Source organism: Variovorax sp. UC74_104 (assembly GCF_044055375.1).
Taxonomy (GTDB): domain Bacteria; phylum Pseudomonadota; class Gammaproteobacteria; order Burkholderiales; family Burkholderiaceae_C; genus Variovorax.
In genome coordinates, this window is sequence record NZ_CP171978.1 from 3,178,256 (window position 1) to 3,201,945 (window position 23,690).

The following is a 23,690-nucleotide window of genomic DNA, read 5'->3' on the forward strand; positions in this document are numbered from 1 at the left end:
AGAAAGGCATCAGCGCCCGGCGAGAAACTGCGTCATGCGCTGCAGTTCTTCGTCGAGCGCTGCGCGAAAGGCCGCATCGCGCGGCTTCCTGTCGGCGAAGCCGAAGGCCGGCTGCAGCTTGCCTTCCGGCGCGCTCACGTTGGCCCAGCCGATCACGCGGTCGTGCCACAGCATCGGCAGCGCGTAGTAGCCGAACTGGCGCTTCGGCGCGGGCGTGTAGGCCTCGAACTTGTAGGTCCAGCCCCAGAGCAGCTCGAAGCGGCGGCGGTCCCACACGACAGGGTCGAAGGGCGCGAGCAGGCGCACCGCGTCGTCGGGCGCGTGGCGGCGCGAGGCCGGGTTCTCGTCGGCGGGCCAGAACCAGGTGGTGCCGTCGATGCTGCAGCTGGCGAGCTCCTCGCGCGCGATGCGCAGCGCGGCCTGCGTCTGCGCCGAGAGATGCGGCGCACCGTAGCCGAGCAGGCGCACGAGGTAAGTGAGGCTCGATGCAGGCAGCGGCGCGTACTTGCGCACCACCAGTTCGATGAGCGCCGCCGCACGGCGTGCGCGGCCGGCGGGGCTGTCGTCCGCGGGCTCGTGCGTTACCGCCTCGTAGACGCGCGTGCCGCTGTCGCGGCGCACCACGCGCAGCATGCCGCGGTAGTGCATGCCGTCGAGCAGATGCGTGGTCGCGTTGCTGGAGCCGCCCCAGTAGTTCTTGACGCGGCCGTGCGCGAAATGCTGCTCGACCTGGCGCGGATGCACCGGGCCGTGCTCCTGCACGTAGGCGAGCACGTCGGCCGCCTTGCGCCGCGTATCGGCGTTCCATGCTTGCTTGGCCTCGCGCGGATGCATCAGTGCCAGATGCTCGCGCGGCAGGAAGCCGTAGTTGACGAGGCAGTCTTCCTCGACCGCGAGGCGCGTGTAGCGGCTTTCGAGATCGCCCGCGCGGTAGTCCTTCACGCGATGGCGCAGGGTCAGGTCTTGTGCTCGTGCGGGAGCGCGGATCGGATCGGCCTGCACGAAGCCTAGCTGGCGGATCGCGGCGGGTAGCGTTGTGGGCTTGAAGAGGGTGCGCGCGACTGCGTAGCGGCGCAGGTCGTCGAGGGTCGGGGCAGGCATCGGCGGATTGCAGCACAGGCGGGGCGGTTTCGCTTTGCTGGGTTTGTTTGTTGGCGCTGTTGTTCGGGGCTTGCTCACGCCGACGGGGTACCTTGCTCCGCGAATGTCCCCCGGCCTTCGGCCTCCTCCTTTATTTCGCTGCGCAAGGCACCCCATCGGCGTGAGCGTTCTGCGCTGCTGCGGCATGGGCTCACGGGGGCTCGCGCACTGCGCATTGCGGAAGCTGCATTTGTTGGCAGTCTCGGCGACTTCCTGCTGAGCGGAGCGGTGTCTTGCAGGGTTCTTCTCTAGAGTGAATGCCCCTGTCACTCAACACCCCGCCAAGGGGTGCAGAAAGGCGCCACCCACTCAAGTCACCCAGATGTTCGAAGGCTGCTTGCCTCGCGGCAGGTCGTCGGTGCGAAAGCAGCGATGCAGATGCGAGGTATCAAAAGGCGACGGCCAGGGTGTTACTAGCACCCCGACCGTCTAACCAAGTTCGTGCAACACCTTGGAAGGACCGCACAAAAATGGCTACCAAGACTATAGCCCGGCCTCGCACGCCGGTAGCTTCCGCAGAAACCGCCCAACAAGACCCGGCGGATCTTCTTGAAAACACCCTCACTCAGCTCGAAGCCCTCCTGTGGGTCTGCCATGGTGAAGAGATCGACTGGTGCAGCGGGGATGGGCCTCGGCAACTGAACAATCTGCTTTGGCTTGCGGCCGAGATGGCGCGCAAGGCGGGGGGAGTTGTTTCAGGTGAGCGAGAAGGCGCGGCGTGGGACGCCTGAGACCGGCGAGTAGCGGTCGGTCTGCGGGCCGCGGATTTCGCGGCCTGCGTGAAGGCTTCCTGGAGTGAGAGGCCCAGAGCCTGGCCCGCCCGAATGGCCGAGAGCAGGCGCAGGTCGGATTCGGTGAACTCCAGGTAAGGCCGAGACGCGCCGGCTGGCCCTGTGCGCGGCGACAGCAGGCCTTCGCGCAGTTAGTGCCTGACGGTCGTCTGCCTGACTCCTCGCGGCGCGCGAATCTCGACTGGCCACTCGGCAACGTGCAAGGCGCAGTCGTCCACGACGCCTTCGATCATGTCGCCAAGAAGTGGGGGCTACCGCTTCGGGCCTTCGTGCCATCTTGCGGCGAAGCGCCGACGACTGGACAGAAGCGGCGCGCGTGACGTTGAGAGTCAGTCGAAGGCAGCGGACCTCGACCTGCATTAACGCCAACTAGGGTCTCGACGAACGTTCCTCGAAGATCGGCCCCGATTTTCCGGCTGTAGATTTAAGCTGCGCGTCGGCGAGTTCTCCAAGATTTCTTATAGCCCCTTCCAAGCGCGGGTCGCCGAGATGCCCGTAGTTGATGCGCAGGTGCCGGGTGTATCGGCGGTCGGCTGAAAACAAATGGCCCGGCGCTACGCCTATGCCGAGCTGAAGAGCGTCCTGGTGCAGTGCGAGCGAGTCGACGCCTTCTGGCAGCGCGAGCCACAGGAAATAGCCACCCTCGGGGCGCGTGACCCGCGTTCCAGTCGGAAAGTATCGTTCGATAAGTCGCAAGCATGCAGCCTGCTGGCGGCTGAGCGAATGTCGCAGGGCGCGCAGGTGACGATCAAAACTCCTGTGTTGGAGGTACTCCTGCAACGCCAGTTGCGAGGGGAGTGCCGTCGCCAGCGAGCTCATCAACTTGTTCCGACCCAAAGTGGCTGCAAAGCGACCGCCCGCTACCCAACCGATGCGATATCCGGGTGCCAGGGATTTCGAGAAGGAACTGCAGTGCAGCACCCAGCCAGCCCGGTCCCAGGCCTTGGCTGGTGGCGGTCTCCGAGCCCCATGCGCGAGTTCGCCATACACGTCGTCTTCGATCAGCGGTATGGCGCGGGTGGTGAGCATGCTGACCAGTTGCTCCTTGGCTGCGTCGCTCATGGTGCAGCCCATTGGATTCTGGAAGGTCGGCATGAACCAGCAGGCCTTCACCGGATGCTGGTCGATCACGCGAGCAAGAGAGCTGAGATCTACGCCTGTACGCGGGTGGGTCTCGACCTCGACCGCGCGAAGACCTCGCCGTTCCAGTGCCTGCAACGCACCATAAAAGGTTGGCGTTTCGATCGCCACGACGTCGCCCGGTTGCGTCACCGATTCGAGTGCAAGATTGAGGGCCTCCATCGCCCCGCTGGTGATGACCAGTTCAGACGCAGGAACATCCATTCCGACGCTGCCGTAACGCAGGGAGATCTGATGGCGTAGTTGGGCGTTTCCTGGCGACAAATCTTCGACGGTCTGCCAGGGATCCATCCGCTTGAGCGCTCGCGTCAGGCCGGCGGCAAGTTGTTCGAAGGGAAACAGCTCTGGCGACGGAAAGGCCGAGCCCAGCGGGACCATGTCGCGCTCGCGAGCCTGCGCAAGGACCTGAAAGACAAGCGACGAGACGTCGACCGGCATGGACCGGAGGACAGGCTCGCTGGCGGCGAGTTCATTGGTCGGCATTTCCGCCCCTGCTCGAACGAAGTATCCGGACCGCTGCCGCGCTTCGACAAGCCCTTGCGCCTCCAGCAGGTAGTAGGCAGAGAACACGGTGGACGCGCTGATGCCCATTTGCGACTTCAGTTCGCGCACGGAGGGAAGGCGATCGTTCGCCTTCAGGCTGCCCGCGCGAATACGCTGGGCGATGTTGTCGGCAAGCTTCTCGTAGCGGTTCATGGGCATCTCTTTCTGATACGGGCGTTCTGGACCGCTCCTGAGATTGTCGTATCAGACGTCGGCCTGCCCGACACGACTACCGGCCTCCTTGCATCTGATACGGAGATTTTCAGCTGATCTGGTTCTATACGTATCAGCCTGCAAGATGAACACTCGACAGCACGATGAGAGTGCTTCTGTGTGCAGGCGGACTGCTCCGCCTTTCGACGCGTCTTGCAGACGCCCATTTAGCTGACCGCTACCGTTCGTTGGATTGATTAATCAACCAATTAATTAATCTTTCCGTTTCTTCATCGGTCTATTGAGCTACTCGCCGCACTCGGGCATTTCTCGGTCTGTCACCTGATGTCTTTTCAATCATGAATTCAATCCCTATCTCTTTTGTTATTTTTAAGGTTCTCGTGCTCAGCGTGGGCATGTATTTGGCCGTCAAGTGGCATTACGAACGGGGACAGAAGTACAAGAATCAAAAGACAGCTGCAGTGGTCCTGACATCCATCCAGGTGGGCTCGGCGTTCGTCGCTTCTGCGTTCCTCGTGCTCTTCCTCACCTTTGAGTTTTGCAATTGGATAGGTCTGGATCTGACCATGCGGTGATTGGAGGTTTACGGTCGATAGCCTGAATACGGTGCGACAAACGGCTCGATCCGCTGGATTGCTGAGCTATCGAAGGTGCCATCTGCCAGAACATAAGTGAAGCAGTGGCCTTGGTGCAGCAAGAAAACTGCTGCACTTGGTGGCAGGGTCAAAGATGCGCCGAGGCCACGATGCGCCGGGCATAGTCGCTCAGTTCGGCCATTCGCCGTGACTGGCGCAAAGCTTGGGTATCAGCAAACACGGGCATGAGCGGTCAGTCGCATTAGTAGTTGACGCGCGCGAGATCGAAGCGTCGTGCAGCGATACCCGCAGCGAAGTAAGGACGAGGGCGAAGCCCGGGGGGACATTCGCGGAGAGGCGTACCCGTGGCCTGTGCACTCGCCCTGAACAACGCGAGCACAGAGCAGTGTTAGACAGCCTGCTTGTGCCGCTCGATGCAGACGTCCAGCGTCTCATCCCCAGGCCGCTGCCACCAGTCGAGGTTCGAAAAAATCTCCACCTCGCTGAACCCTGCAAAGCCCGCGTCTTCCGCCCACCCGCGGATCTTTTTCAGCTCGACCACGCCATCGCCCATCATCCCGCGGTCACTCAGCAGATCGCGCGTAGGCGTGAGCCAGTCGCAGACGTGATACGCCAGCAGGCGCTCGCGGCCGGCGCGGACGATCTGCTGCTGCAGTTTCGGGTCCCACCACACGTGGTAGATGTCCAGGGCCACGCCGAGCATGCCGCTCCTGCCCGCGTCGAGTTCGTCGCACAGGTCGAGCGCATGTTCGAGCGTGTTGATGCACGCGCGGTCGGCCGCCTGCATCGGGTGCAGGGGCTCGATGGCGAGCGGCATGCCGACCTCGCGGGCGTATTCGAGCGAGGCGGCGATGCCGTCGCGCACTTCATTGCGGGCGCGGCCGATGTCCTTGTAGGCGGCCTTGCCTTCGAGCGCGCCGGGCAGGGCGCCGACCACCAGCACGAGGCAGGGAGCGTCGAGCGTCTTCGCCTCGTCGATGGCGCGGCGGTTGTCGTCGAGCGCGGCCTTCAGGCCGGCCGCATCGGGCGAGGGGAAGAAGCCGCCGCGGCAATAGCCAGAGAGGCCGATGCCGTGCGCCTTCAGCTGCTTCGCAACCTTGTCGAGGCCGACCGCCGCGACCTGGTCGCGCCAGGGGCTGATCGCGCGGATGCCGCGCTCGGCGCACTGGTCGATGATGCGGTCCAGCGGCACCTCGGCGCCCGACTGCTTGCGCACCGTGGCGGTGTTGATCGAGAGCCAGTCGTGGTTCTGCGAGAAGTCGCGCATGCTCGTCTTCAGCCTTCCACGCCGTGCAAAGCCAGCAGCGTCTTCATGCGCTGCACCGCCAGCTCGGGCTGCTCCAGCAGGTTGGCCGCGTCGGCCAGCCTGAAGAGTTCCGCGAAGTGCTGCAGCGAGCGCGTGCTCTGCTGGCCGCCGACCATCGTGAAGTGCTTCTGGTGGCCATTCAGCCACGCCATGAACACCACGCCGGTCTTGTAGAAGCGCGTGGGCGCGGCAAAGATGTGGCGCGACAGCGGCACCGTGGGGCCGAGGATGTCGTGGAACTTCTTTTCGTTGCCTCGCGCCAGCGCACCCAGGGCTGCGCTGGCCGCCGGCGCGATCGCGTCGAAGATGCCCAGCAGCGCATCGCTCTTGCCGTGCGTGGGTTCGCTGCCGACGCCGTCGCCCGCGATCAGCTCGGCGTAGTTGAAGTCGTCGCCGGTGTACATGCGCACGCCCGGCGGCAGGCGGCGGCGCATCGCGATCTCCTTGTCCTTGTCGAGCAGGGAGATCTTGATGCCGTCTACCTTGTCGGGGTGGGCGGCGATGATGCCCAGTGCCGTGTCCATAGCCGCATCGGCGTTCTTGGTGCCCCAGTAGCCCGCCAGCGCAGGATCGAACATGTCGCCCAGCCAATGCAGCACCACCGGCTGCTTCGCCTGGCTCAGGATGCGGTCGTACACGCGCTCGTAGTCGGCGGGGCTCTTCGCCACGCGGGCCAGCGCGCGGCTGGCCATGACGATCAGCTTGCCGCCGAGCGCCTCGATGGCGGCCATCTGCTCCTCGTAGCCGCGAATCACGTCGTCGACGCTCTTCACGCTGTCGATGTCCAGGTGGTCGGTGCCGCAACCCGAGGCGACCAGCGCGCCGGGCACGTCCTTCGCTGCGTCGAGCGAGCGGCGGATCAGCTCCAGCGAGGTGGGCCAGTCGAGGCCCATGCCGCGCTGCGCGGTGTCCATGGCCTCGGCCACGCCCAGGCCCAGCGAGAACAGGTGGCGGCGGTAGGCGATGGTGGTGTCCCAGTCGACCGCGCACTGCAGCCACGGGTCGATGGCGGCCGTCGGGTCGGCCACCACGTGGGCGGCCGAGTAGGCGATGCGGTTGAACTTGACGCCCGCATCGGGCTTCACCGGCGCGATGCCGCGCAGCGCGTAGGGTGCGAGCGTGCCGCTGGCGGTGGGGAGGTTCAGCGAAAGAGCCATGTCAGACTTTCAGCGTGGGCACGTCGACCCAGCGGCGGTCCTTCCACGACTCGAGCGCGGCCTCGACCAGCTGCACGCCCTTGGCGCCTTCGGGCAGCGTCCACTTGTAGGGCGCGTCTTCCACCACGTGGCGGATGAAATGCTCCCACTGGATCTTGAAGCCGTTGTCATACACCTGCGAGTCCGGAATCTCCTGCCACTGGTCGAAGAAGTTCATGGTCTGCTTCTCGTCGGGGTTCCATACCGGGCGCGGCGTGGCCACGCGCGACTGGGCGCGGCAGCTCGAAAGGCCCGCCACGGCCGAGCCGTCGGTGCCGTCGACGTGGAACGTCACCAGGTCGTCGCGGCGCACGCGCGTGACCCAGCTCATGTTGATCTGCGCGATGACTGGCTCGCCGTTGTGGCCGGTGAGTTCGCATGTGGCGTAGGCGGCGTCGTCGGCGGTGGCCTCGTAGGGCTTGCCGGCCTCGTCCCAGCGCGTCGGGATGTGGGTGGTGCCCAGGCAGCTCACCGACTTCACTTCGCCGAACAGGTTGTCGAGCACGTAGCGCCAGTGGCACATCATGTCCAGGATCATCCCGCCGCCGTCTTCCTTGCGGTAGTTCCAGCTCGGGCGCTGGATGGGCTGCAGGTCGCCCTCGAACACCCAGTAGCCGAACTCCAGGCGCACGCTGAGCATGCGGCCGAAGAAGCCGGCGCGGCGCAGCATGTCGAGCTTGCGCAGGCCGGGCAGGAAGAGCTTGTCCTGCACGGCGCCGTGCTTCAGGCCTTGGGTCTTCGTGGCTTCCTCGGCAAGGCGGGCGATCTCGACCGCCTCGTTGAGGTTGGTGGCGATGGGCTTCTCGCAGTAGACGTGCTTGCCGGCGCGGATGGCCTTGGCCAGCAGGGCGGGGCGCATCTGCGTGGTGCCGGCGTCGAAGAAGATGGTGTCGTCCTTGTTCTCCAGCGCCTTGTCGAGGTCGGTGCCCCAGCGCGGGATGTTGTGCGCCTTGGCGAGCGCTTCCATCTTCTCGGCGTTGCGGCCGATGAGGATCGGGTCGGGCATGACCTTGTCGCCGTTCGACAGCGTGACGCCGCCCTGGGCGCGGATGGCGCAGATCGAGCGGATCAGATGCTGGTTCATGCCCATGCGCCCGGTGACGCCGTGCATGATGATTCCTAGACGTTGGGTGGCCATCGTTTTCTTCCTTGGGTGCGAGAGATTGGTGCGGGCTGGACGCGCGCTTCAGTAGACGGAACGCATCGCGTCCCACGAGATGCCTGCGCCTGGCTTGCCGGTGGCGAAGCCGGGCGCGGCGTTGAGCGAGGACAGGTCGAGCTGCCCTTCGCGGATGGCGAGGCGCACTGCGCCGTCGCTGGTTTCGTAGAGCCCGGGGTGGGCGCGCAGCAGCGCCTGCTGCTCGGCCTCGGGCGCCGCCGCCAGGCCGTTGACGTAGTGGTGGCCGTTGCGCTCGACGTGCGAAAGGCCGAGCCAGGCGACGAGTGCCAGGTCCTGCTGCACGCCGATGCCGGCCTGCATGGTCAGGTCTTCGCCGGAGAGAAAGTAGCGCGGCTTCTCGAGCGCGGCATTCCACTGCGCGCAGCGCGCGGCATTGATCACCGACTTGTAGAAGCCCTTGCAGCTCTTGCTCGACACGCCGGTGTAGCCCAGTGCGCGAGCCTGCACGAAGGCGTCGAGCGAGGCGTCCGATTCGTCGATGAGCAGCGGAATGCGCTTGCCCAATGACACGTCGCGCTGCAGTGCCGCATCGCGGCGAATCGGCTGTTCGACGAACACCGTCTTCTGCGCGAGCTTCCACAGCGTAGGAGTGGAAAGCATGCGGTCGAGGAAGGTGGCGAAGTCGTCGGCATCCGCGTACTGCTCGTTGCCGTCGAGCGTGACCAACTGCGCCTGGCCGTCGATCACGCGGGCGATGCGCTGGAGCCGGTCGATGTCCTGCGCGGTGTTGCCGCACAGCTTGAGCTTGAAGTGGGTGTGGCCGTAGCGCTGTACGGCGGCCTGCAGAGTTGTGGGCAAGCCATCGGAGGGAGCGTCGGGCGAGGCGTCGTACTCGTCGATGGCGTCCGCCAGACCGACCGTGTGGCGCGCGGCGATGCGGCTGCGCGGTGACTGCTTCGCCAGGAAGGCCGGCATGTCGAAGCCTGCGAGGTCGTCGGCCAGGCCGCTGCCGGCGATGTCGATGCCGCAGAGGTTGCCGCTCATCGCCGCCGCGAAGCTCGTGCCGCTGTGCAGGCACAGCGCATCGAGCAGGGCGCGGTCGATCAGCGCCGGGCCGTAGCTCGCCACCAGCGGCTGCAGGCCCTTGGCCCTGGCGCGCGACTGCAGCGCGGCGTAGTTGGAGGCGAAGTGCGTCCAGGCGGTCTGCGCATCGGGCTCGGCGGTGTAGGCCTCGCGGGCGTCGCGCAGCGCGAAGCGCAGCTGCTCGAAGTTCTGCTCGTTGTTGAGTGCCGGGTTCTTGTCGAACCACTTCGGAATCATCATCTCCGCCGCACAGCCCTCGGCCGTGCGGCCGTCGGCGAAGCGGATGCGCGCCTTCACATAGACCTGCGGGCAGGCCGTGACGGTGGCGGCGCCGAAGCGGAAGGGCAGCCGCAGCGCCACGTTGCGCTCGGCGAAGCGGATCTCCTCGACGTGAAAGCGGATCGCGTCCATGGCCTGCATCTGCTCTTCAGTGGTCCAGGATGCCTTGCGAGTAGAAATGCGCGCGCACCAGCTTCGTGTAGGCGCCGAACTCCGGCGAGGCCATCACGTCGAGCGTGCGCGGGCGCGGCAGGTCGATGTCGTACACGGCGGCAATGGAGCCGGGGCGCTCGCTCATCACCATCACGCGGTCCGACAGGAAGATGGCTTCTGGAATGCTGTGGGTGATGAGCATCACCGTCTTCTTCGACGTCATCCAGATGCGCTGCAGCTCCAGGTTCATCTTTTCGCGCGTCATCGCGTCGAGCGCGCCGAAGGGCTCGTCCATCAACAGCACCGAGGGGTCGTGCAGCAGGGCGCGGCAGATCGACGCGCGCTGCTGCATGCCGCCCGAGAGCTGCCACGGGTACTTCTTCTCGAAGCCCTTGAGGCCGGTCATCTCCATCAGCTCGCGGGCGCGCGCCCTGGCCGACTCCATCGGCATGTGGCGCATCTCCGCCTGCAGCAGGATGTTGTCTTCCACGCTGCGCCAGGGCAGCAGCACCGCGCTCTGGAACACGATGCCCACGTCCTTCTGCGGGCCCTTGATCGGGTGGCCTGCCAGCGTGAGGCTGCCGCCGCTGATGGGCAGCAGGCCCGCCACCATCTTCAGCAGCGTGCTCTTGCCGCAGCCCGAAGGGCCGACGACGGAGACGAACTCGCCTTCCTTGATGGCGAAGTCGAGCGGCTTGAGCGACTCGACCGGGCCGTCCTTGCTGGGGTAGATCTTCGAGACGCCGCGCGCTTCGATCAGGTTGACTTGGGACATGGAATGCGTGAGAGGTGACTGCTGCGGAAGGCGCGCGGATTCAGGAGAGAGGGAAGGTCAGGGCAGGAAGTCGAGGGTCACATAGTCTTCGGGCTTGCCGCGCGTGGCGGCATCCATGCCACCGTACTGCACCAGCAGGTCGAGCGAGTCGTTGACGTTCTTCATCTGCACGCGGAAGGGACGCTGGTTGGCGGTCTCCTTCGTGTGATAGAGCGCCACGCTCTGCTTCATGCCCACGATGAGCGTGTCGCGCACGCCGGCCTTGGGGTTGGCCTTGAGCATCGCGTCGACCGCGGCCTCGGGGCTCTTCTCGGCGGCTTCGGCGGCCTTGGTGGAGGCGCGCATGAAGCGCTTCACCAGGTCGGGGTTCTCGGTCAGCAGGTTCTTGTTGGTGATGATGCCGGAGCTGATCTGGTTCACGCCAGAGTCTGCGAAGCGGATCGGCGTGACCGGCTTGCCGGTGGTGTCCTGCAGCTTGATGGCCTGGTCCATCACGTAGCCGAGCAGCAGGTCGGCCTGGCCGTTGATCACCGCATTGAGCTTGGTCTGCGCGTCGCCCGAGACGGTCTTGATCTGGTCGGGCTTGATGTCGTTCATCTTCAGGAAGAGCGGCCACATCTGCGACATCGAGTCGCCCGGTGTCACCGCCACGGTCTTGCCGATGATGTCCTTCGGCGTCTTGATGTTCTTCTCGGTGAAGCCCATCACCGACATCGGGCTCACCTGGAACAGCACGCCGGTCGACTTCAGCGGCGCGCCCTTGGCGGCGGCCTTGATCATGGTCGTGACGTCGATGTAGCCGAAGGTCGCCGACTTGGCGGCAACAGCTTGCGCCGTGACTGCGGAGCCGCGGCCTTCCTGGATGTCGAGGTCGATGCCTTCCTCGGCGTAGAAGCCCTTTTCCTTGCCCAGGAAGAAGGGCGCGTGCTCGCTGTACAGGTACCAGTTGAGCATCAGCGTGACCTTGTCCTTGGGCTTGTCGCCCTGGGCGTGCGCCGGGGCGACGGCGAAGGTGGCGAGCGCGGCTGCTGCGAGCAGCGTGGGGAGCAGTTTCTTCATGGTGTTGTCTCCGGGAGTTGTTGGCTTTTGCGAAGGAACTCGGTGAACTCAATGCGTGTGGCGCTGCGATGCGTGCCACGGAATCATCACGCGCTCGACCAGGTCGACGGCGACGAAAAGAATGACGCCGATGCTCGACAGCACCACCAGCGCGGCGAACATCAGAGGCAGGTCGAAGTTGCCGTTGGCCACCTGCAGCACGTAGCCGATGCCCGAGTTGGAGCCGACGAACTCGCCGACCACGGCGCCCACCACCGCCAGCGTGACCGACACCTTCAGCCCGCTGAAGATCTGGGGCAGCGCCTGCGGCAGGCTGATCTTGAAGAAGGTCTGCAGCCGGCTCGCGCCCATCGAGCGCGACAGGTCGAGCATGTCGGGCTCCACCGACTTGAAGCCCATCACCGTGGACACCACCACCGGAAAGAAGCCCAGCAGGAAGGCGCTGATCACCTTCGGGAAGATGCCGAAGCCGAACCACACCACGAAGAGCGGCGCGATCGCCACCTTGGGAATGCTCTGCGAGAACACCAGCAGCGGATAGACGTACGACTCGACGACGCGCGAGTAGGCGATGACCATCGCGATCGGAATGCCGATCAGGATGGTCAGCCCGAAGCCGCCGAGCGTGGCGAGCGTGGTCTTCCAGCTCTCAGCGAGCAGGCGCGGCCATTCGGCCACGAGCTGCTTCACGACCTCCCACGGCGGGGGAATGAGGTACGCCGGAATCTTGAACAGGCGGATCGCCAGGTCCCACAGCACCAGCAGCAACAGGATCAGGATGAAGGGGCGCAGGGCCGGGGAGAGCAGGAGCTTGCGGAACATGGCGGGAGCCGGGGCTTTCAGGAGGAGCGTTCGGGATGGCTTGCGTTGCTTACTGTTGGACCGAGAGGCCGGCGGCCTTCACGAGCTGAGCGTTGCTCGCGATCTCTTCCTTGATGTAGGCGTCGAACTGCTCGGGCTTGAGCGTCCACGGGTCGACGCCCAGCTTGGCGAAGCGCTCCTTCACCTCGGGTGTGGCCAGTGCCTTCGCCACCTCGGCGTGCAGGCGCTCGACGACGTCGCGCGGCGTCTTGGCCGGCGCCATCATTCCGATCCAGAAGTTGAACTCCGAGCCGGGCACGCCGGCTTCGCTGGTGGTGGGCACGTCGGGCAACGCAGCCGCGCGTTTGGGCGAGCCCACGGCCAGCGCCAGCAGCTGGCCTTCCTTGATCTGGCCGATGACCGGCGCGATGGGCGAAAAGTAGTAGTCGACGCGGCCCGAAAGCACCTCGGTCACGGCCTCGCCCGATCCCTTGAAGGGGATGTTGGTGGCATCGATCTTGGCGGCCATCTTGAACTTCTCGGCATTCAGGTGCGTGGCGCTGCCCTGGCCGGCCGAGGCGAAGTTCATGCTGCCGGGCTTGGCGCGCGCCGCGGCCAGCAACTGCGGCAGCGTCTTGATGTTCTTGCTCGGCGAGATCACCAGCGCATTGGGCAGCGAAGAGATCGGCGTGACGCCAGCGAAGTCGTGCACCGTGTCGAACGGCAGCTTGGCGAAGGTGGAGGGGCTCACCGTGTGCGACGACGAATGGATCATCACCGTGTAGCCGTCCGGCGCCGCCGCGGCCACGGCCTGCTGGCCGATGGTGCCGCTGGCACCGCCGCGGTTGTCGATCACCAGCGTCTGGCCCATGCTGGCGCTCATCTTGTCGGTGATCGCGCGGGCAATGATGTCCGTGGTGCTGCCCGCCGCAAAGGGAACGATCACGCGGATCGGCTTGTTCGGATAACCGTTCTGCGCCGCCGCCAGCCCCGGCAGCAGCGCCGCGATGCAGGTCAGCGAGGCAAGGACGGTGGTGCGTGCGGTGCTGCTGGCAATGAACTTCATGAATGTCTCCGCGCGGTCGGGCCGCATTCTTGGAATCGATCAATTCACCATTGAGTGAATTATTGATTGTAGGAACGGCCGCGCGGGAGCGTCAACGGGCGCTCCCTAGTGAATACCCGCAGGAGGAGGTTCAGTGGTTTTCGGGCGCAACTGCGCCGTTCACGACCGTTGGAACCGGCGCGGCCCAAGGCCAGGAACACCGTGGAACCGGCTTTGTCGGGCCACCGGTGTCGCCCCCGGTAGGGGGTGGCGAAGCGACACGAAGTGCGCGAGCCTGGGGGCGAACCTATTTCAGGACGTAGCCCAGGACCAGGTCGGTCATGTGCGAGAGGCGCTGCGCCATCGCCTTGGGTGCACGCAGGTCGCGGCCGAAGATGGCCGAGAGCGTGTGGTTGTTCGAGAGATAGAAGTAGCAGAGCGAGGCGATGGAGATGTAGAGCTGCACCGGATCCACGCCTGCACGGAACAGGTCGTCGCGGCGGCCGCGTTCCAGCACCGTGTCGAGCAGTTGAACCAGCGGCGAGTTCATCTCCTGGATGCGGTCCGAGCGTTTCAGGTGCGCCGCACAGTGCAGGTTTTCGCTGTTGAGCAGCGTGATGAATTCCGGGTGCTCGAGGTAGTAGTTCCAGGTGAACGACACCAGCTGGCGAATCGCCTCCACGGGGTCGATCTCTTCGAGGTGAAGGCGCTGCTCGGCTTCGCGGATGTCCGCATAGACGCGCTCCAGCACCGCGAGGAACAGGTCGTCCTTGCTGCCGAAGTAGTAGTAGATGAGGCGCTTGTTGAGGCCTGCGCGCTCGGCGATGCTGTCCATGCGCGCGCCAGCGAGCCCGCGTGAGGAGAACTCGTCGCGCGCCGATGCGAGGATGGCCAGCTGCGACCTGTCCGCATCGCGCGAGCGGGGTTCGATCGCTTCGATCGCGATGTCGGGCGTGGGGTCCTTGGGGGCCTTCATGGCGCGAATTTAACTGGTTGGGGAATTAACGCAAGGCGTCTGGAGCGGGCGCACATAATTGCCGGAGACATTCGTAGCGAGGTTTTTCTTCACATGAGTACATCACAACCCGCGGGCCACCTGATCGTGGAATGCCTGGTCGAACAGGGCATGGAGATCGCATTCGGCGTGCCCGGCGAGAGCTTCCTGGCGGTGCTCGACGGCTTCCACGCCTACCGCGACCGCGCGCGCTTCGTCGTCAACAGGCAGGAGGGCGGCGCCGCCTTCATGGCCGAGGCGCACGGCAAGCTCACGGGACGGCCGGGCGTGTGCTTCGTCACCCGCGGTCCGGGCGCGACCAATGCGTCGATCGGCGTGCACAACGCCTTCCAGGACTCCACGCCGATGGTGCTGTTCGTAGGCGACGTCGGCAGCGACTTCCGCGACCGCGAGGCCTTCCAGGAAGTCGACTACGCCAGCTTCTTCGGCCCGAGCACCAAGGGCTTCGCCAAGCGCGTGGAGCGTATCGACGACGCGAACCGCATTCCCGAATACATCGCGCGCGCCTTCGCCACCGCGATGAACGGCCGGCCGGGGCCGGTGGTGCTGGTGCTGCCGGAAGACATGCTGCGCAGCGAGACCACCGCGCGTCCGCTGGCGCGCGTGGAGGCGGTGGAGCCCTGGAGCGATCCGGGCGCGCTGCGCACCCTGCGCGAGCTGCTGCTGAAGTCGCAGCGCCCGCTGGTGATTGCCGGCGGCGGCGGCTGGACGGCGCAGGCCGCGCAGGCGCTGCAGCGCTTCGCCGAGAACTGGCGCCTGCCGGTGGCGAATGCCTTCCGCTTCCAGGACACCTTCGACAACCACCATCCGCAGTACGCGGGCGACGTCGGCATCGCCATCAATCCGAAGCTCGCGCAGCGCGTGAAGGACGCCGACCTGATCCTCGCCATCGGCCCGCGCCTCGGCGAGATGACCACCAGCGGCTACACGCTGCTGGAGGCGCCCAAGGCGAAGCAGACGCTGGTGCACATCCACGCGAGCGCCGAGGAGCTCAACCGCGTCTACCAGGCCGATCTGGCGATCAACGCCGGCATGAGCGCGGCTGCGCGCAGCCTGGAAGTGCTGAGCGCGCCGCCGACGCTGCCGTGGGAAGAATGGACGCTGCAGGCCCATGCCGACTACGAAGCCAACCTCGTACCCCAGCCGCTGGCCGGCATGCCCGCCGAAACGCCGCGGGGTTCGGTCGACATGGCGCAAGTGGTCGCGCTGCTGCAGAAGCATCTGCCGGCGGACGCGGCCATCACCAACGGCGCGGGCAACTTCGCGAGCTGGGTGCATCGCTACTTCCGCTACAGCGGCCTGGCCAAGGGCGCGAAGACGCAACTAGCGCCGACCAGCGGGGCGATGGGCTATGGCGTGCCGGCGGGTATCGCGGCCAACCTGGCGACGGGGCGCGTGGCCTTCACGATCGCCGGCGACGGCGATTTCCTGATGACGGGGCAGGAGCTCGCAACGGCTTCGCAGCACGGCGGCAAGAGCATCATCGTGCTGCTCAACAACGGCATGTTCGGCACGATCCGCATGCACCAGGAGCGTGAGTACCCCGAACGCACCAGCGGCACGGCGCTGCGCAACCCCGACTTCTGCGGGCTTGCGCGCGCCTACGGCTACGCGGCCGAACGGGTAACGGAGACGGCGCAGTTCGAGGCGGCGCTGCTGCGCGCGCTGGAGGCCGAGACCGGCACGCTGATCGAGATTCCGCTCGACCCCGAGGTCATCACCACGCGCGGCACGCTGTCGTCGATCACGCGCTCGGCGAAGCAGGCGCAGGGCTGAGCGCGGCGCGATGGCGGGCCACCTCCGCGCGCAGGAACGGCGAGCGCAGTTCGAACACGTCGAACAGGCCGAGCGCGTCGAGGGTGGGGATCAGCGAGGCGAAATCCTGCTCGGCGGCCTGCCGCTCTGCCGCGGATGTGGCGGCGTCCTCGAGGATGCGCGCGTTGGCGAGGAAGGCTGCGACCGATCCCTTGCGCAGTGCGCGGCCGTTGATGGTGGTGAAGTCTTCGCCGTCGGGGAGTACGTCCTGGGCTTTCATGGAGGCTGTTCCTTGGTTGGAGTTGAGAGGGTTTCGATGCTAGGCAGCGCCGCTCCTTCGGGCTTGCGGGGCAGGGCCAATCGATACCTCCGGCGGGCCACCCATGGCTGAACGGACGCCCGCGACGCTGTGGATCAACGCCTACGAGGCGGCGCGCGTCACCGGCTATCACTCGCACGAGACCGGACAGCTGTTCGCCTTGCGCGAGGGGCTTCAGGTCATCGAGACGCCGTCGGGCCGCTGGGTGCAGCCGCCGGGGTGGATCGGCTGGATCGCGCCGCGCTGCGCCCATGCGGCTCAGACCTTCGGCGCCACCGCGGGCTGGAGCCTGCACATCGATGCAATGACGGCACAGGCGTTGCCGGGCGTGCCGCACGTGTTCGCGGCGACGCCGCTGGTGCGTGCGCTGGTGGATCGGCTGACGGGCATGGATGCATCCGAGCCCCTGCTGGAGCCCCGCCGTGCGCGTCTGGTGGGCGTGCTTGTCGACGAACTCGCCGCGAGCGGCGTGGTATCACTGCACCTGCCGATGCCGCAGGACAGGCGCCTCGCTTCGATGGCAGCCGCGCTGGCCGACGATCCCGCCTTGCCGGATGGCATCGACGAATGGGCTGCTCGCATCGGCATGGCGCGAAGGACGCTCACCCGCCGCTTCGCCGCGGAGACGGGACTGAGCTTCGCACAGTGGCGCCAGCAGGCGCGGTTGCTGAAGGCCGTCGAACTGCTGAGCCTGGCGGAGCCCGTGACGGCAGTGGCATTGACGGTGGGCTACAACTCGGTGAGCGCCTTCATCGAGGCCTTCCGCAAGCACTTCGGCCGTACGCCGGCACGCTTCTTCGAGGAGGGCGTGGCCTTGCCGCAGGCGAAAAAAAAGCCCGCTTGAAGCGGGCTTTCCGATTCAGGAGCTCGAGGCCCCTGAGCGCTTACTTGACGTGCTTGCCGATCAGCGCTGCCAGTTCGAACATCGAGACCTGGGCCTTGCCGAAGATTTCCTTCAGCTTGGCGTCGGCGTTGATGTTGCGCTTGTTGGCCTTGTCCTGAAGGTTGTTCTTCTTGATGTAGTCCCACAGCTTGCTCACGACAGCGGTGCGCGGCAGCGGCGTGGAGCCGACGACGGCGGCCAGTGCCGGGCTGGGGGTCAGTGCCTTCATGAACGCGGCGTTGGGCGTGCGCTTCTTGGCGGGAGCGGCCTTCTTTGCGGGGGCCTTCTTTGCAGGAGCTGCCTTCTTGGCCGGTGCGGCCTTCTTTGCAGGAGCCGCCTTCTTGGCCGGTGCAGCCTTCTTTGCCGGAGCCGCAGCCTTCTTTGCAGGAGCGGCCTTCTTTGCCGGAGCTTTCTTGGCCGGAGCCTTCTTTGCAGTTGCCATGGTTGATTTCCTTTTTTGGTTGAAACAGTCACCAATGAAAAACTTGCGTCTCCAGTGGCAATGCGGATGCTAAAGGAGAAAAAACGCGTTTCCAAGGGAAAAAGCGCTTTTTTCATTGGGAGTTGTTGTTTTTTCAGAGGGGAGAAGGCCACTTCTTCACGTTCGGCGCCCGGGCCACGTGGCGAGCACCACGCCGACGAGAGCGACGACGAACGCAATCAGCTGTGGGGAAGAGAGGTTTTCGCCGAGCACGAGCACGCCCACGAGGGCTGCGCTCACCGGCAGCAGCACGGTGAAAACACCCGCTTGTGCGGCTGGTACGTTGCGAAGTCCGGTCATCCACAGCCACACGGTCCAGATGCTCGCGGCGAGCGCGTAGGCCACCAGCAGCGCCCAGGTGCCGAAGCGCACGGCGGTGAAGTCGAACTGCAGCGCGAACCAGATGCCGAATGGCATCGACAGGACGAAGCCCCAGAGGTTGATGAGCGAGGCGATGCGCTTCGGGCCGAGGCGCCCTGTGAGCGACTTGCCGATCACGGCGTAGGCCGTCTCGCAGAGCACCGCGCAGAACACGAGCAGGTTGCCGAGCCAGGGCATCGAAGCGGCAGAAGCGGCAGAAGCGGAAGCGGCGGCAGGCGACGCCGGTGCGTGCGCAGGCGACAGCGCGAGCAGCCCGATGCCGAGCGCCGCGCAGGCGATCGCCAGCCCGATGCGCACCGTGATGCGCTCGCGCAGGAAGAGCCAGCTGGCGACGGCAACGCAGGCGGGAATCGACGCCATGATCACGCCCGCCGACACCGCGCTCGTGAGGCTCACGCCGAAGAGCATGCAGATCGAGAACATGAAGTTGCCGAGGAACGACTCCAGGAACACCAGCCAGCGGGTGCGCGAGGTCATCGGCGGCTCGTCGGGTGCCCGCTTGAGCCAGTGCGGCATGGCCAGCGCCGCGATGCCGAAGCGCAGCCAGGCGAGCAGCAGCACCGGAAAGGCGGCGACGAGGGGCTTGGAGAGGGCGACGTAGCCGCCGACGAGCGACATGCTCAGGGCCAGGCAGCCATAGGCCACGAGGCGGCCTGATGCGTGGGCAGGGGAGTTCAATAGACTGAAGTGTTGTTGTTGCGAAGGAAGGAAGCGGTTTCGATGATGCCCCACGTTTTTGTTTACGGCACGCTGCGCCGCGGCGGGCGCAACGACATCGCGCGCTACCGGCCCGAGCCCTTGCTGGTGGGTGAGGCGGAGATCGCCGGCACGCTCTACGACTTCGGCGCCTATCCCGGCGTCGTGCTCGGTGGCGCGGGGCGGGTGAAGGGCGAGGTCTACGTCGTCGAGCCGGCGGTAGAGGAGGCGCTCGACGTGCTGGAAGAAGTGGCGGACGACGACTTGGGCGAATACATCAGGCGTCGTGTGCGTGTGAGCGTGGAGGGGCAGTGGATCGATTGCCTGGTCTACGAGATCCACCCGGCGCGCATCGCAAGCCGCCGCGTGATCGAAAGCGGCGACTGGATTGCTCATGCGGCGCTGGGAGGGGCATCGTTTTCACAACCGAAAGACTGATTGCGCATTGCGAAATTAAAGGCTGCTGCGCCGCAATATTTTTTCTCGATATGAGAAAAATAATTTTGCATTGAGGAATATCGCGGTAACTTGTTGATTTTGTTGATTGATAAATATGTCTTCTATAAGACATAAGAGTCCGACAGGGAGTTACAGTAACTCCACGGCCGCAGCGCCCAACCTTCAACCAACCTCACGGAGTGACCATGCCCCAGACCCTCACAGAACAACTGAGCCGCGAACAGCAGATCGCCGCACTCGAGAAAGAATGGGCCACCGACCCCCGCTGGAAGGGCGTCAAGCGCGGCTACAGCGCAGCCGACGTCGTGCGCCTGCGCGGTTCATTCCCCATCGAGCACACGCTGGCCAAGCGCGGTGCCGAGAAGCTCTGGGACAAGATCAACGGCGGCGCCAAGAAGGGCTACGTGAACGCTTTCGGCGCGATCTCCGCCGGCCAGGCGATGCAGCAGGCCAAGGCCGGCCTCGAGGCCGTGTACCTGTCGGGCTGGCAGGTCGCCGCCGACGGCAACACCTCCGAGACGATGTACCCCGACCAGTCGCTCTACGCCTACGACTCGGTGCCGACGATGGTCCGTCGCATCAACAACACCTTCCGCCGCGCTGATGAAATCCAGTGGGGCCGTGGCATCAACCCGGGCGACAAGGAGTTCATCGACTACTTCCTGCCCATCGTGGCCGACGCGGAAGCCGGTTTCGGCGGCGTGCTCAACGCCTTCGAGCTGATGAAGAACATGATCACCGCCGGTGCCGCCGGCGTGCACTTCGAAGACCAGCTGGCTGCCGTGAAGAAGTGCGGCCACATGGGCGGCAAGGTGCTCGTGCCGACGCAGGAAGCCTGCGAGAAGCTGATCGCCGCGCGCTTCGCTGCCGACGTGCTGGGCGTGCCCACCATCGTCCTGGCCCGCACCGATGCCGAAGCCGCGAACCTGATCACGTCCGACCACGACGCCAACGACAAGCCGTTCCTGACCGGTGAACGCACGCAAGAGGGCTTCTACCGCGTCAAGAACGGCCTGGAGCAGGCCATCAGCCGCGGCGTGGCCTACGCACCGTACGCCGACTTGGTGTGGTGCGAGACCGGCGTGCCGGACATCGGCTTCGCCCGCGAATTCGCGCAGGCCGTGCACGCCGCCTGCCCGGGCAAGCTGCTGTCGTACAACTGCTCGCCTTCCTTCAACTGGAAGAAGAACCTCGACGACAAGCAGATCGCCTCGTTCCAGGAAGACCTGTCGGCGCTGGGCTACAAGTACCAGTTCATCACGCTGGCCGGCATCCACGTCAACTGGTTCAACACCTTCCAGTTCGCCCATGCATACGCTCGCGGCGAAGGCATGAAGCACTACGTGAACATGGTCCAGGAACCCGAGTTCGCCGCGCGCGACAAGGGCTACACCTTCGTGTCGCACCAGCAGGAAGTGGGCGCGGGCTACTTCGACGACGTGACTACCGTGATCCAGGGCGGCTCTTCCAGCGTGAAGGCGCTGTCGGGCTCGACCGAGGAAGAACAGTTCCACTGATCCGACGGACAGTTTTCGCTGTCACTTTCAGCCCGGCCCTGTGCCGGGCTTTTTTGTTGCGGCCGCAATGAGGTCGGGCTTCGAGCCGCACTTCGCTCCAATGGGCGCTGGACGCATCCCGGGCGTGCAGCGGCTAGAATCGCAGACTCTGCACTCCAACAAGAGCGAGAAAGGCACCTTGGTTATGACACCGCGAACTACCCCGCAAGGTTTCAGCGGCTTTTTCTTCACCGAAGGAAAAGGCCGGTAGCCCGCGCTCGCTGGTTTTCGCCAGCTACACAACCAAGCAAAGCGCGGTCATCCACCGCGCTTTTTTGTTTTTTCTCCCCCGAGGTTTTCCCAAAATGATCCAGATCACGCTCCCCGACAACTCGCGCCGCGAGTTCCCTGGCCCGGTCTCGGTGGCCGAAGTCGCCCAGTCCATCGGTCCCGGCCTGGCCAAGATGACGGTGGCCGGCAAGGTCGACGGCAGGCTCGTCGATGCCAGCGACGTCATCGACCATGACGCGAAGCTGCAGATCATCACGCCCAAGGACGAAGAGGGCCTGGAGATCATCCGCCACTCGACGGCTCACTTGGTCGGCCACGCGGTGAAGCAGCTCTACCCGACGGCCAAGATGGTGATCGGGCCCGTGATCGACGAGGGCTTCTACTACGACATCGCCTACGAGCGCCCGTTCACGCCCGAGGACATGGCCGCCATCGAGGGGCGCATGCGCGAGCTGATCGCGCAGGACTACGACGTGATCAAGAAGATGACGCCGCGCGCCGAGGTCATCGAGGTCTTCAAGTCGCGCGGCGAGGACTACAAGCTGCGCCTGGTCGAGGACATGCCCGACGAGCAGGCCATGGGCCTGTACTACCACCAGGAATACGTCGACATGTGCCGCGGCCCGCACGTGCCGAACACGCGCTTCCTGAAGGTCTTCAAGCTCACGAAGCTGGCCGGCGCCTACTGGCGCGGAGACGCCAAGAACGAGCAGCTGCAGCGCATCTACGGCACGGCCTGGGCCGACAAGAAGCAGCTCGACCAGTACATCCAGCGCATCGAGGAAGCCGAGAAGCGCGACCACCGCCGGCTTGGCAAGGAACTCGACCTGTTCCACATCGACGAAGTGGCGCCTGGCGTGGTGTTCTGGCACCCGAAGGGCTGGGCCATCTGGCAGGCGGTCGAGCAGTACATGCGAGCCATCTACCGCGACACGGGCTACTGGGAAGTGAAGGGGCCGCAGATCCTCGACAAGAGCCTTTGGGAGAAGACGGGCCACTGGCAGAACTATCGCGACAACATGTTCACGACGGAGTCGGAGAAGCGCGAGTACGCGCTCAAGCCGATGAACTGCCCGGGCCACGTGCTCATCTTCAAGAGCGACCTGCGCAGCTACCGCGACCTGCCGCTGCGCTACGGCGAGTTCGGCCAGTGCCACCGCAACGAGCCCAGCGGCGCGCTGCACGGCATCATGCGCGTGCGCGGCTTCACGCAGGACGACGGGCACATCTTCTGCACGGAAGACCAGATCCTCGACGAGTGCATTGCGTACACGGCGCAGCTGCAGAAGGTCTACGCCGACTTCGGCTTCACGGACATCCTCTACAAGGTCGCGACGCGGCCGGAGAACCGCGTCGGCTCCGACGAGCTGTGGGACAAGGCCGAGCATGCGGTGATGGAATCGCTGCGCCGCTCCGGCGTCGACTTCGTCATCGCGCCGGGCGACGGTGCCTTCTATGGCCCGAAGATCGAGTACACGCTGCGCGACGCCATCGGCCGCCAGTGGCAGTGCGGCACGATGCAGGTCGACTTCAACACGGCCGAGCGACTTGGCGGCGAATACGTGACGGAATCGAGCGGCCGCGCGCACCCCGTGATGCTGCATCGCGCGATCGTCGGCAGCCTGGAGCGCTTCATCGGCATGCTGATCGAACACCACTCCGGCGCACTGCCTGCGTGGCTCGCTCCGGTGCAGGTTGCGGTGCTGAATATCAGCGAAGGGCAGGCCGATTACGCCTCGGAAGTTGCGAAAGCGCTGCAAAATCAAGGGCTTAGGGTCCAGCTTGACCTGCACAACGAAAAGATTACGTATAAAATACGGAAGCATTCGTTGCGAAAGCTCCCTTACATCGTTGTCGTGGGCGACAAGGAAAAGGAAGCTGGTGCCGTCGCAGTGCGCGCCCGGGGCAATCAAGACCTCGGTGCAATGTCCCTCGAATCGTTCGTGCAACGGCTCGTCCAGGATGTTGCCGACAAGCGTTGATTTGTCTTCGGAAAACCCCATATGTTTCCTTGCCAAATCGTGCCGCTTGTCCGCGAGGGCTGAGCGGCGTTCGCTACAGATTTTGTAGCAAATTTTGAAGGATCCTGACCATCGCTACTGCATTCCGCGACCGCCGCCACCGCGAGGAACGCCAACACCGCCTGAACCGGGAAATCATGGCCCCGGAAGTCCGCCTGATCGGCCCGGATAACGAGCAATTGGGTGTCGTGAGTCTTGCCGAGGCTCTACGCCTTGCCGGTGAGCAGGACGTGGATCTGGTGGAGGTCGTTGCGGCGGCCAACCCGCCGGTGTGTCGCCTGATCGAGTACGGCAAGTTCAAGTACCACGAGCAGAAGAAGGCGGCCGAGGCGAAGTCGAAGCAGAAGGTCATCGAGGTCAAGGAAATCAAGTTCCGGCCCGGTACCGACGATGGCGACTACAACATCAAGATGCGCAACATCCGGCGCTTCCTCGATGACGGCGACAAATGCAAGATCACGCTGCGCTTCCGTGGCCGCGAGATCACGCACCAGGAGCTGGGTCTGGCACTGCTGCAGCGCATTCGCGACGAGCTGGGCGACACGATCATCGTCGAGCAGTTCCCGAAGCTCGAAGGCCGGCAGATGATCATGATGATCGCGCCGGGCCGCAAGAAGCCCGGTGGCGGTGGGCAGAAACCGGCAGCGGATGCCGGCACCGCTCCGGCAGCGACGCCCGCCACGGCCTGACAG

General features: G+C 65.1%; 22 protein-coding genes. 8 read left to right on the forward strand and 14 right to left on the reverse strand.

Annotation, left to right across the window (positions count from 1 at the left end):
• Nucleotides 1–9: 9 nt before the first annotated feature.
• Nucleotides 10–1,101: a DNA glycosylase AlkZ-like family protein gene (locus tag ACHMXA_RS14780; RefSeq protein ID WP_395321148.1), complete on the reverse strand. Its 1,092-nt coding sequence runs from the start codon at nucleotides 1,099–1,101 to the stop codon at nucleotides 10–12.
• 509 nt (nucleotides 1,102–1,610) lie between these two features.
• Here ACHMXA_RS14780 and ACHMXA_RS14785 point away from each other — a divergent pair.
• Complete coding sequence (locus tag ACHMXA_RS14785) at nucleotides 1,611–1,871, forward strand: hypothetical protein (RefSeq protein ID WP_395321150.1); 261 nt, start codon at nucleotides 1,611–1,613, stop codon at nucleotides 1,869–1,871.
• Nucleotides 1,872–2,300: 429 nt separating this feature from the next.
• On the opposite strand, the gene ACHMXA_RS14790 is transcribed toward ACHMXA_RS14785, so the two are convergent.
• Nucleotides 2,301–3,767 (reverse strand): PLP-dependent aminotransferase family protein, encoded by a 1,467-nt coding sequence (locus ACHMXA_RS14790; protein WP_395321152.1) that lies wholly within the window; start codon nucleotides 3,765–3,767, stop codon nucleotides 2,301–2,303.
• Nucleotides 3,768–4,126: 359 nt separating this feature from the next.
• Here ACHMXA_RS14790 and ACHMXA_RS14795 point away from each other — a divergent pair, with 359 nt between their 5' ends.
• Entirely contained in the window at nucleotides 4,127–4,363 is a 237-nt protein-coding gene (locus ACHMXA_RS14795) for a hypothetical protein (RefSeq protein WP_176667416.1), read from the forward strand.
• 409 nt (nucleotides 4,364–4,772) lie between these two features.
• Here the strand turns inward: ACHMXA_RS14795 and ACHMXA_RS14800 are convergent, their stop codons facing one another.
• From ACHMXA_RS14800 to ACHMXA_RS14840, 9 genes are all read right to left on the reverse strand, one after another.
• Nucleotides 4,773–5,651 carry a sugar phosphate isomerase/epimerase gene (locus ACHMXA_RS14800; protein WP_176667417.1) on the reverse strand — a complete coding sequence of 293 codons (879 nt, stop codon included), beginning with the start codon at nucleotides 5,649–5,651 and terminating at the stop codon, nucleotides 4,773–4,775.
• A gap of 8 nt (nucleotides 5,652–5,659) precedes the next feature.
• A complete protein-coding gene (locus ACHMXA_RS14805) occupies nucleotides 5,660–6,847 on the reverse strand; it encodes a dihydrodipicolinate synthase family protein (RefSeq protein ID WP_176667418.1) in 1,188 nt (395 codons plus the stop codon).
• A 1-nt stretch (nucleotide 6,848) separates the two neighbouring features.
• Complete coding sequence (locus ACHMXA_RS14810; protein ID WP_176667419.1) at nucleotides 6,849–8,024, reverse strand: Gfo/Idh/MocA family protein; 1,176 nt, start codon at nucleotides 8,022–8,024, stop codon at nucleotides 6,849–6,851.
• A 48-nt stretch (nucleotides 8,025–8,072) separates the two neighbouring features.
• A complete protein-coding gene (locus ACHMXA_RS14815; protein ID WP_395321154.1) occupies nucleotides 8,073–9,509 on the reverse strand; it encodes an enolase C-terminal domain-like protein in 1,437 nt (478 codons plus the stop codon).
• Nucleotides 9,510–9,516: 7 nt separating this feature from the next.
• A complete protein-coding gene (locus ACHMXA_RS14820) occupies nucleotides 9,517–10,296 on the reverse strand; it encodes an ABC transporter ATP-binding protein (protein WP_176667421.1) in 780 nt (259 codons plus the stop codon).
• A gap of 57 nt (nucleotides 10,297–10,353) precedes the next feature.
• Nucleotides 10,354–11,355 carry an ABC transporter substrate-binding protein gene (locus ACHMXA_RS14825; RefSeq protein ID WP_176667422.1) on the reverse strand — a complete coding sequence of 334 codons (1,002 nt, stop codon included), beginning with the start codon at nucleotides 11,353–11,355 and terminating at the stop codon, nucleotides 10,354–10,356.
• Between the two features lie 48 nt (nucleotides 11,356–11,403).
• Nucleotides 11,404–12,177: an ABC transporter permease gene (locus tag ACHMXA_RS14830; protein ID WP_176667423.1), complete on the reverse strand. Its 774-nt coding sequence runs from the start codon at nucleotides 12,175–12,177 to the stop codon at nucleotides 11,404–11,406.
• A gap of 49 nt (nucleotides 12,178–12,226) precedes the next feature.
• Nucleotides 12,227–13,222 carry a tripartite tricarboxylate transporter substrate binding protein gene (locus ACHMXA_RS14835; RefSeq protein WP_395321157.1) on the reverse strand — a complete coding sequence of 332 codons (996 nt, stop codon included), beginning with the start codon at nucleotides 13,220–13,222 and terminating at the stop codon, nucleotides 12,227–12,229.
• Between the two features lie 286 nt (nucleotides 13,223–13,508).
• Nucleotides 13,509–14,177 (reverse strand): TetR/AcrR family transcriptional regulator, encoded by a 669-nt coding sequence (locus ACHMXA_RS14840; RefSeq protein WP_176667425.1) that lies wholly within the window; start codon nucleotides 14,175–14,177, stop codon nucleotides 13,509–13,511.
• A 93-nt stretch (nucleotides 14,178–14,270) separates the two neighbouring features.
• On the opposite strand from ACHMXA_RS14840, the gene ACHMXA_RS14845 reads away from it, so the two are divergent.
• The gene (locus ACHMXA_RS14845) at nucleotides 14,271–15,992 is read left to right on the forward strand and encodes a thiamine pyrophosphate-binding protein (RefSeq protein ID WP_176667426.1); all 1,722 of its coding nucleotides are present in this window, start codon (nucleotides 14,271–14,273) and stop codon (nucleotides 15,990–15,992) included.
• Here ACHMXA_RS14845 and ACHMXA_RS14850 read toward each other — a convergent pair.
• Complete coding sequence (locus tag ACHMXA_RS14850) at nucleotides 15,961–16,251, reverse strand: hypothetical protein (RefSeq protein WP_176667427.1); 291 nt, start codon at nucleotides 16,249–16,251, stop codon at nucleotides 15,961–15,963. The genes ACHMXA_RS14845 and ACHMXA_RS14850 overlap by 32 nt on opposite strands.
• Before the next feature lie 103 nt (nucleotides 16,252–16,354).
• Between ACHMXA_RS14850 and ACHMXA_RS14855 the strand changes: the two genes are divergently transcribed.
• On the forward strand, nucleotides 16,355–17,134 hold the full coding sequence (locus ACHMXA_RS14855) for a helix-turn-helix domain-containing protein (protein WP_176667428.1): 780 nt from the start codon (nucleotides 16,355–16,357) through the stop codon (nucleotides 17,132–17,134).
• 40 nt (nucleotides 17,135–17,174) lie between these two features.
• Here the strand turns inward: ACHMXA_RS14855 and ACHMXA_RS14860 are convergent, their stop codons facing one another.
• A complete protein-coding gene (locus ACHMXA_RS14860) occupies nucleotides 17,175–17,615 on the reverse strand; it encodes an SWIB/MDM2 domain-containing protein (RefSeq protein WP_176656515.1) in 441 nt (146 codons plus the stop codon).
• A gap of 156 nt (nucleotides 17,616–17,771) precedes the next feature.
• Nucleotides 17,772–18,713 (reverse strand): DMT family transporter, encoded by a 942-nt coding sequence (locus tag ACHMXA_RS14865; protein WP_176667429.1) that lies wholly within the window; start codon nucleotides 18,711–18,713, stop codon nucleotides 17,772–17,774.
• 42 nt (nucleotides 18,714–18,755) lie between these two features.
• On the opposite strand from ACHMXA_RS14865, the gene ACHMXA_RS14870 reads away from it, so the two are divergent.
• The 4 genes from ACHMXA_RS14870 (at nucleotide 18,756) to infC (ending at nucleotide 23,687) form a co-directional block, all read left to right on the forward strand.
• The gene (locus tag ACHMXA_RS14870; protein WP_176667430.1) at nucleotides 18,756–19,169 is read left to right on the forward strand and encodes a gamma-glutamylcyclotransferase; all 414 of its coding nucleotides are present in this window, start codon (nucleotides 18,756–18,758) and stop codon (nucleotides 19,167–19,169) included.
• A gap of 206 nt (nucleotides 19,170–19,375) precedes the next feature.
• Nucleotides 19,376–20,707: an isocitrate lyase gene (gene aceA / locus ACHMXA_RS14875; RefSeq protein WP_176667431.1), complete on the forward strand. Its 1,332-nt coding sequence runs from the start codon at nucleotides 19,376–19,378 to the stop codon at nucleotides 20,705–20,707.
• 344 nt (nucleotides 20,708–21,051) lie between these two features.
• Nucleotides 21,052–22,959, forward strand: a complete 1,908-nt coding sequence (gene thrS / locus ACHMXA_RS14880; protein ID WP_395321161.1) for a threonine--tRNA ligase — start codon at nucleotides 21,052–21,054, stop codon at nucleotides 22,957–22,959.
• A 101-nt stretch (nucleotides 22,960–23,060) separates the two neighbouring features.
• A complete protein-coding gene (infC, locus tag ACHMXA_RS14885; RefSeq protein ID WP_176667606.1) occupies nucleotides 23,061–23,687 on the forward strand; it encodes a translation initiation factor IF-3 in 627 nt (208 codons plus the stop codon).
• Nucleotides 23,688–23,690 lie beyond the last annotated feature (3 nt).

What these genes read in the sequence shown, in the direction of transcription:
- ACHMXA_RS14805 (WP_176667418.1), bottom strand. Translation starts at nt 6,847, where the DNA reads ATGGCTCTTTCGCTGAACCTCCCCACCGCCAGCGGCACGCTCGCACCC.
- ACHMXA_RS14810 (WP_176667419.1), bottom strand. Translation starts at nt 8,024, where the DNA reads ATGGCCACCCAACGTCTAGGAATCATCATGCACGGCGTCACCGGGCGC.
- ACHMXA_RS14840 (WP_176667425.1), bottom strand. Translation starts at nt 14,177, where the DNA reads ATGAAGGCCCCCAAGGACCCCACGCCCGACATCGCGATCGAAGCGATC.
- ACHMXA_RS14785 (WP_395321150.1), top strand. Translation starts at nt 1,611, where the DNA reads ATGGCTACCAAGACTATAGCCCGGCCTCGCACGCCGGTAGCTTCCGCA.
- ACHMXA_RS14820 (WP_176667421.1), bottom strand. Translation starts at nt 10,296, where the DNA reads ATGTCCCAAGTCAACCTGATCGAAGCGCGCGGCGTCTCGAAGATCTAC.
- ACHMXA_RS14855 (WP_176667428.1), top strand. Translation starts at nt 16,355, where the DNA reads ATGGCTGAACGGACGCCCGCGACGCTGTGGATCAACGCCTACGAGGCG.
- aceA (WP_176667431.1), top strand. Translation starts at nt 19,376, where the DNA reads ATGCCCCAGACCCTCACAGAACAACTGAGCCGCGAACAGCAGATCGCC.
- ACHMXA_RS14860 (WP_176656515.1), bottom strand. Translation starts at nt 17,615, where the DNA reads ATGGCAACTGCAAAGAAGGCTCCGGCCAAGAAAGCTCCGGCAAAGAAG.
- ACHMXA_RS14835 (WP_395321157.1), bottom strand. Translation starts at nt 13,222, where the DNA reads ATGAAGTTCATTGCCAGCAGCACCGCACGCACCACCGTCCTTGCCTCG.
- ACHMXA_RS14815 (WP_395321154.1), bottom strand. Translation starts at nt 9,509, where the DNA reads ATGCAGGCCATGGACGCGATCCGCTTTCACGTCGAGGAGATCCGCTTC.
- ACHMXA_RS14825 (WP_176667422.1), bottom strand. Translation starts at nt 11,355, where the DNA reads ATGAAGAAACTGCTCCCCACGCTGCTCGCAGCAGCCGCGCTCGCCACC.
- ACHMXA_RS14830 (WP_176667423.1), bottom strand. Translation starts at nt 12,177, where the DNA reads ATGTTCCGCAAGCTCCTGCTCTCCCCGGCCCTGCGCCCCTTCATCCTG.
- ACHMXA_RS14850 (WP_176667427.1), bottom strand. Translation starts at nt 16,251, where the DNA reads ATGAAAGCCCAGGACGTACTCCCCGACGGCGAAGACTTCACCACCATC.
- ACHMXA_RS14790 (WP_395321152.1), bottom strand. Translation starts at nt 3,767, where the DNA reads ATGAACCGCTACGAGAAGCTTGCCGACAACATCGCCCAGCGTATTCGC.
- thrS (WP_395321161.1), top strand. Translation starts at nt 21,052, where the DNA reads ATGATCCAGATCACGCTCCCCGACAACTCGCGCCGCGAGTTCCCTGGC.
- ACHMXA_RS14845 (WP_176667426.1), top strand. Translation starts at nt 14,271, where the DNA reads ATGAGTACATCACAACCCGCGGGCCACCTGATCGTGGAATGCCTGGTC.
- ACHMXA_RS14870 (WP_176667430.1), top strand. Translation starts at nt 18,756, where the DNA reads ATGATGCCCCACGTTTTTGTTTACGGCACGCTGCGCCGCGGCGGGCGC.
- ACHMXA_RS14800 (WP_176667417.1), bottom strand. Translation starts at nt 5,651, where the DNA reads ATGCGCGACTTCTCGCAGAACCACGACTGGCTCTCGATCAACACCGCC.
- ACHMXA_RS14795 (WP_176667416.1), top strand. Translation starts at nt 4,127, where the DNA reads ATGAATTCAATCCCTATCTCTTTTGTTATTTTTAAGGTTCTCGTGCTC.
- ACHMXA_RS14780 (WP_395321148.1), bottom strand. Translation starts at nt 1,101, where the DNA reads ATGCCTGCCCCGACCCTCGACGACCTGCGCCGCTACGCAGTCGCGCGC.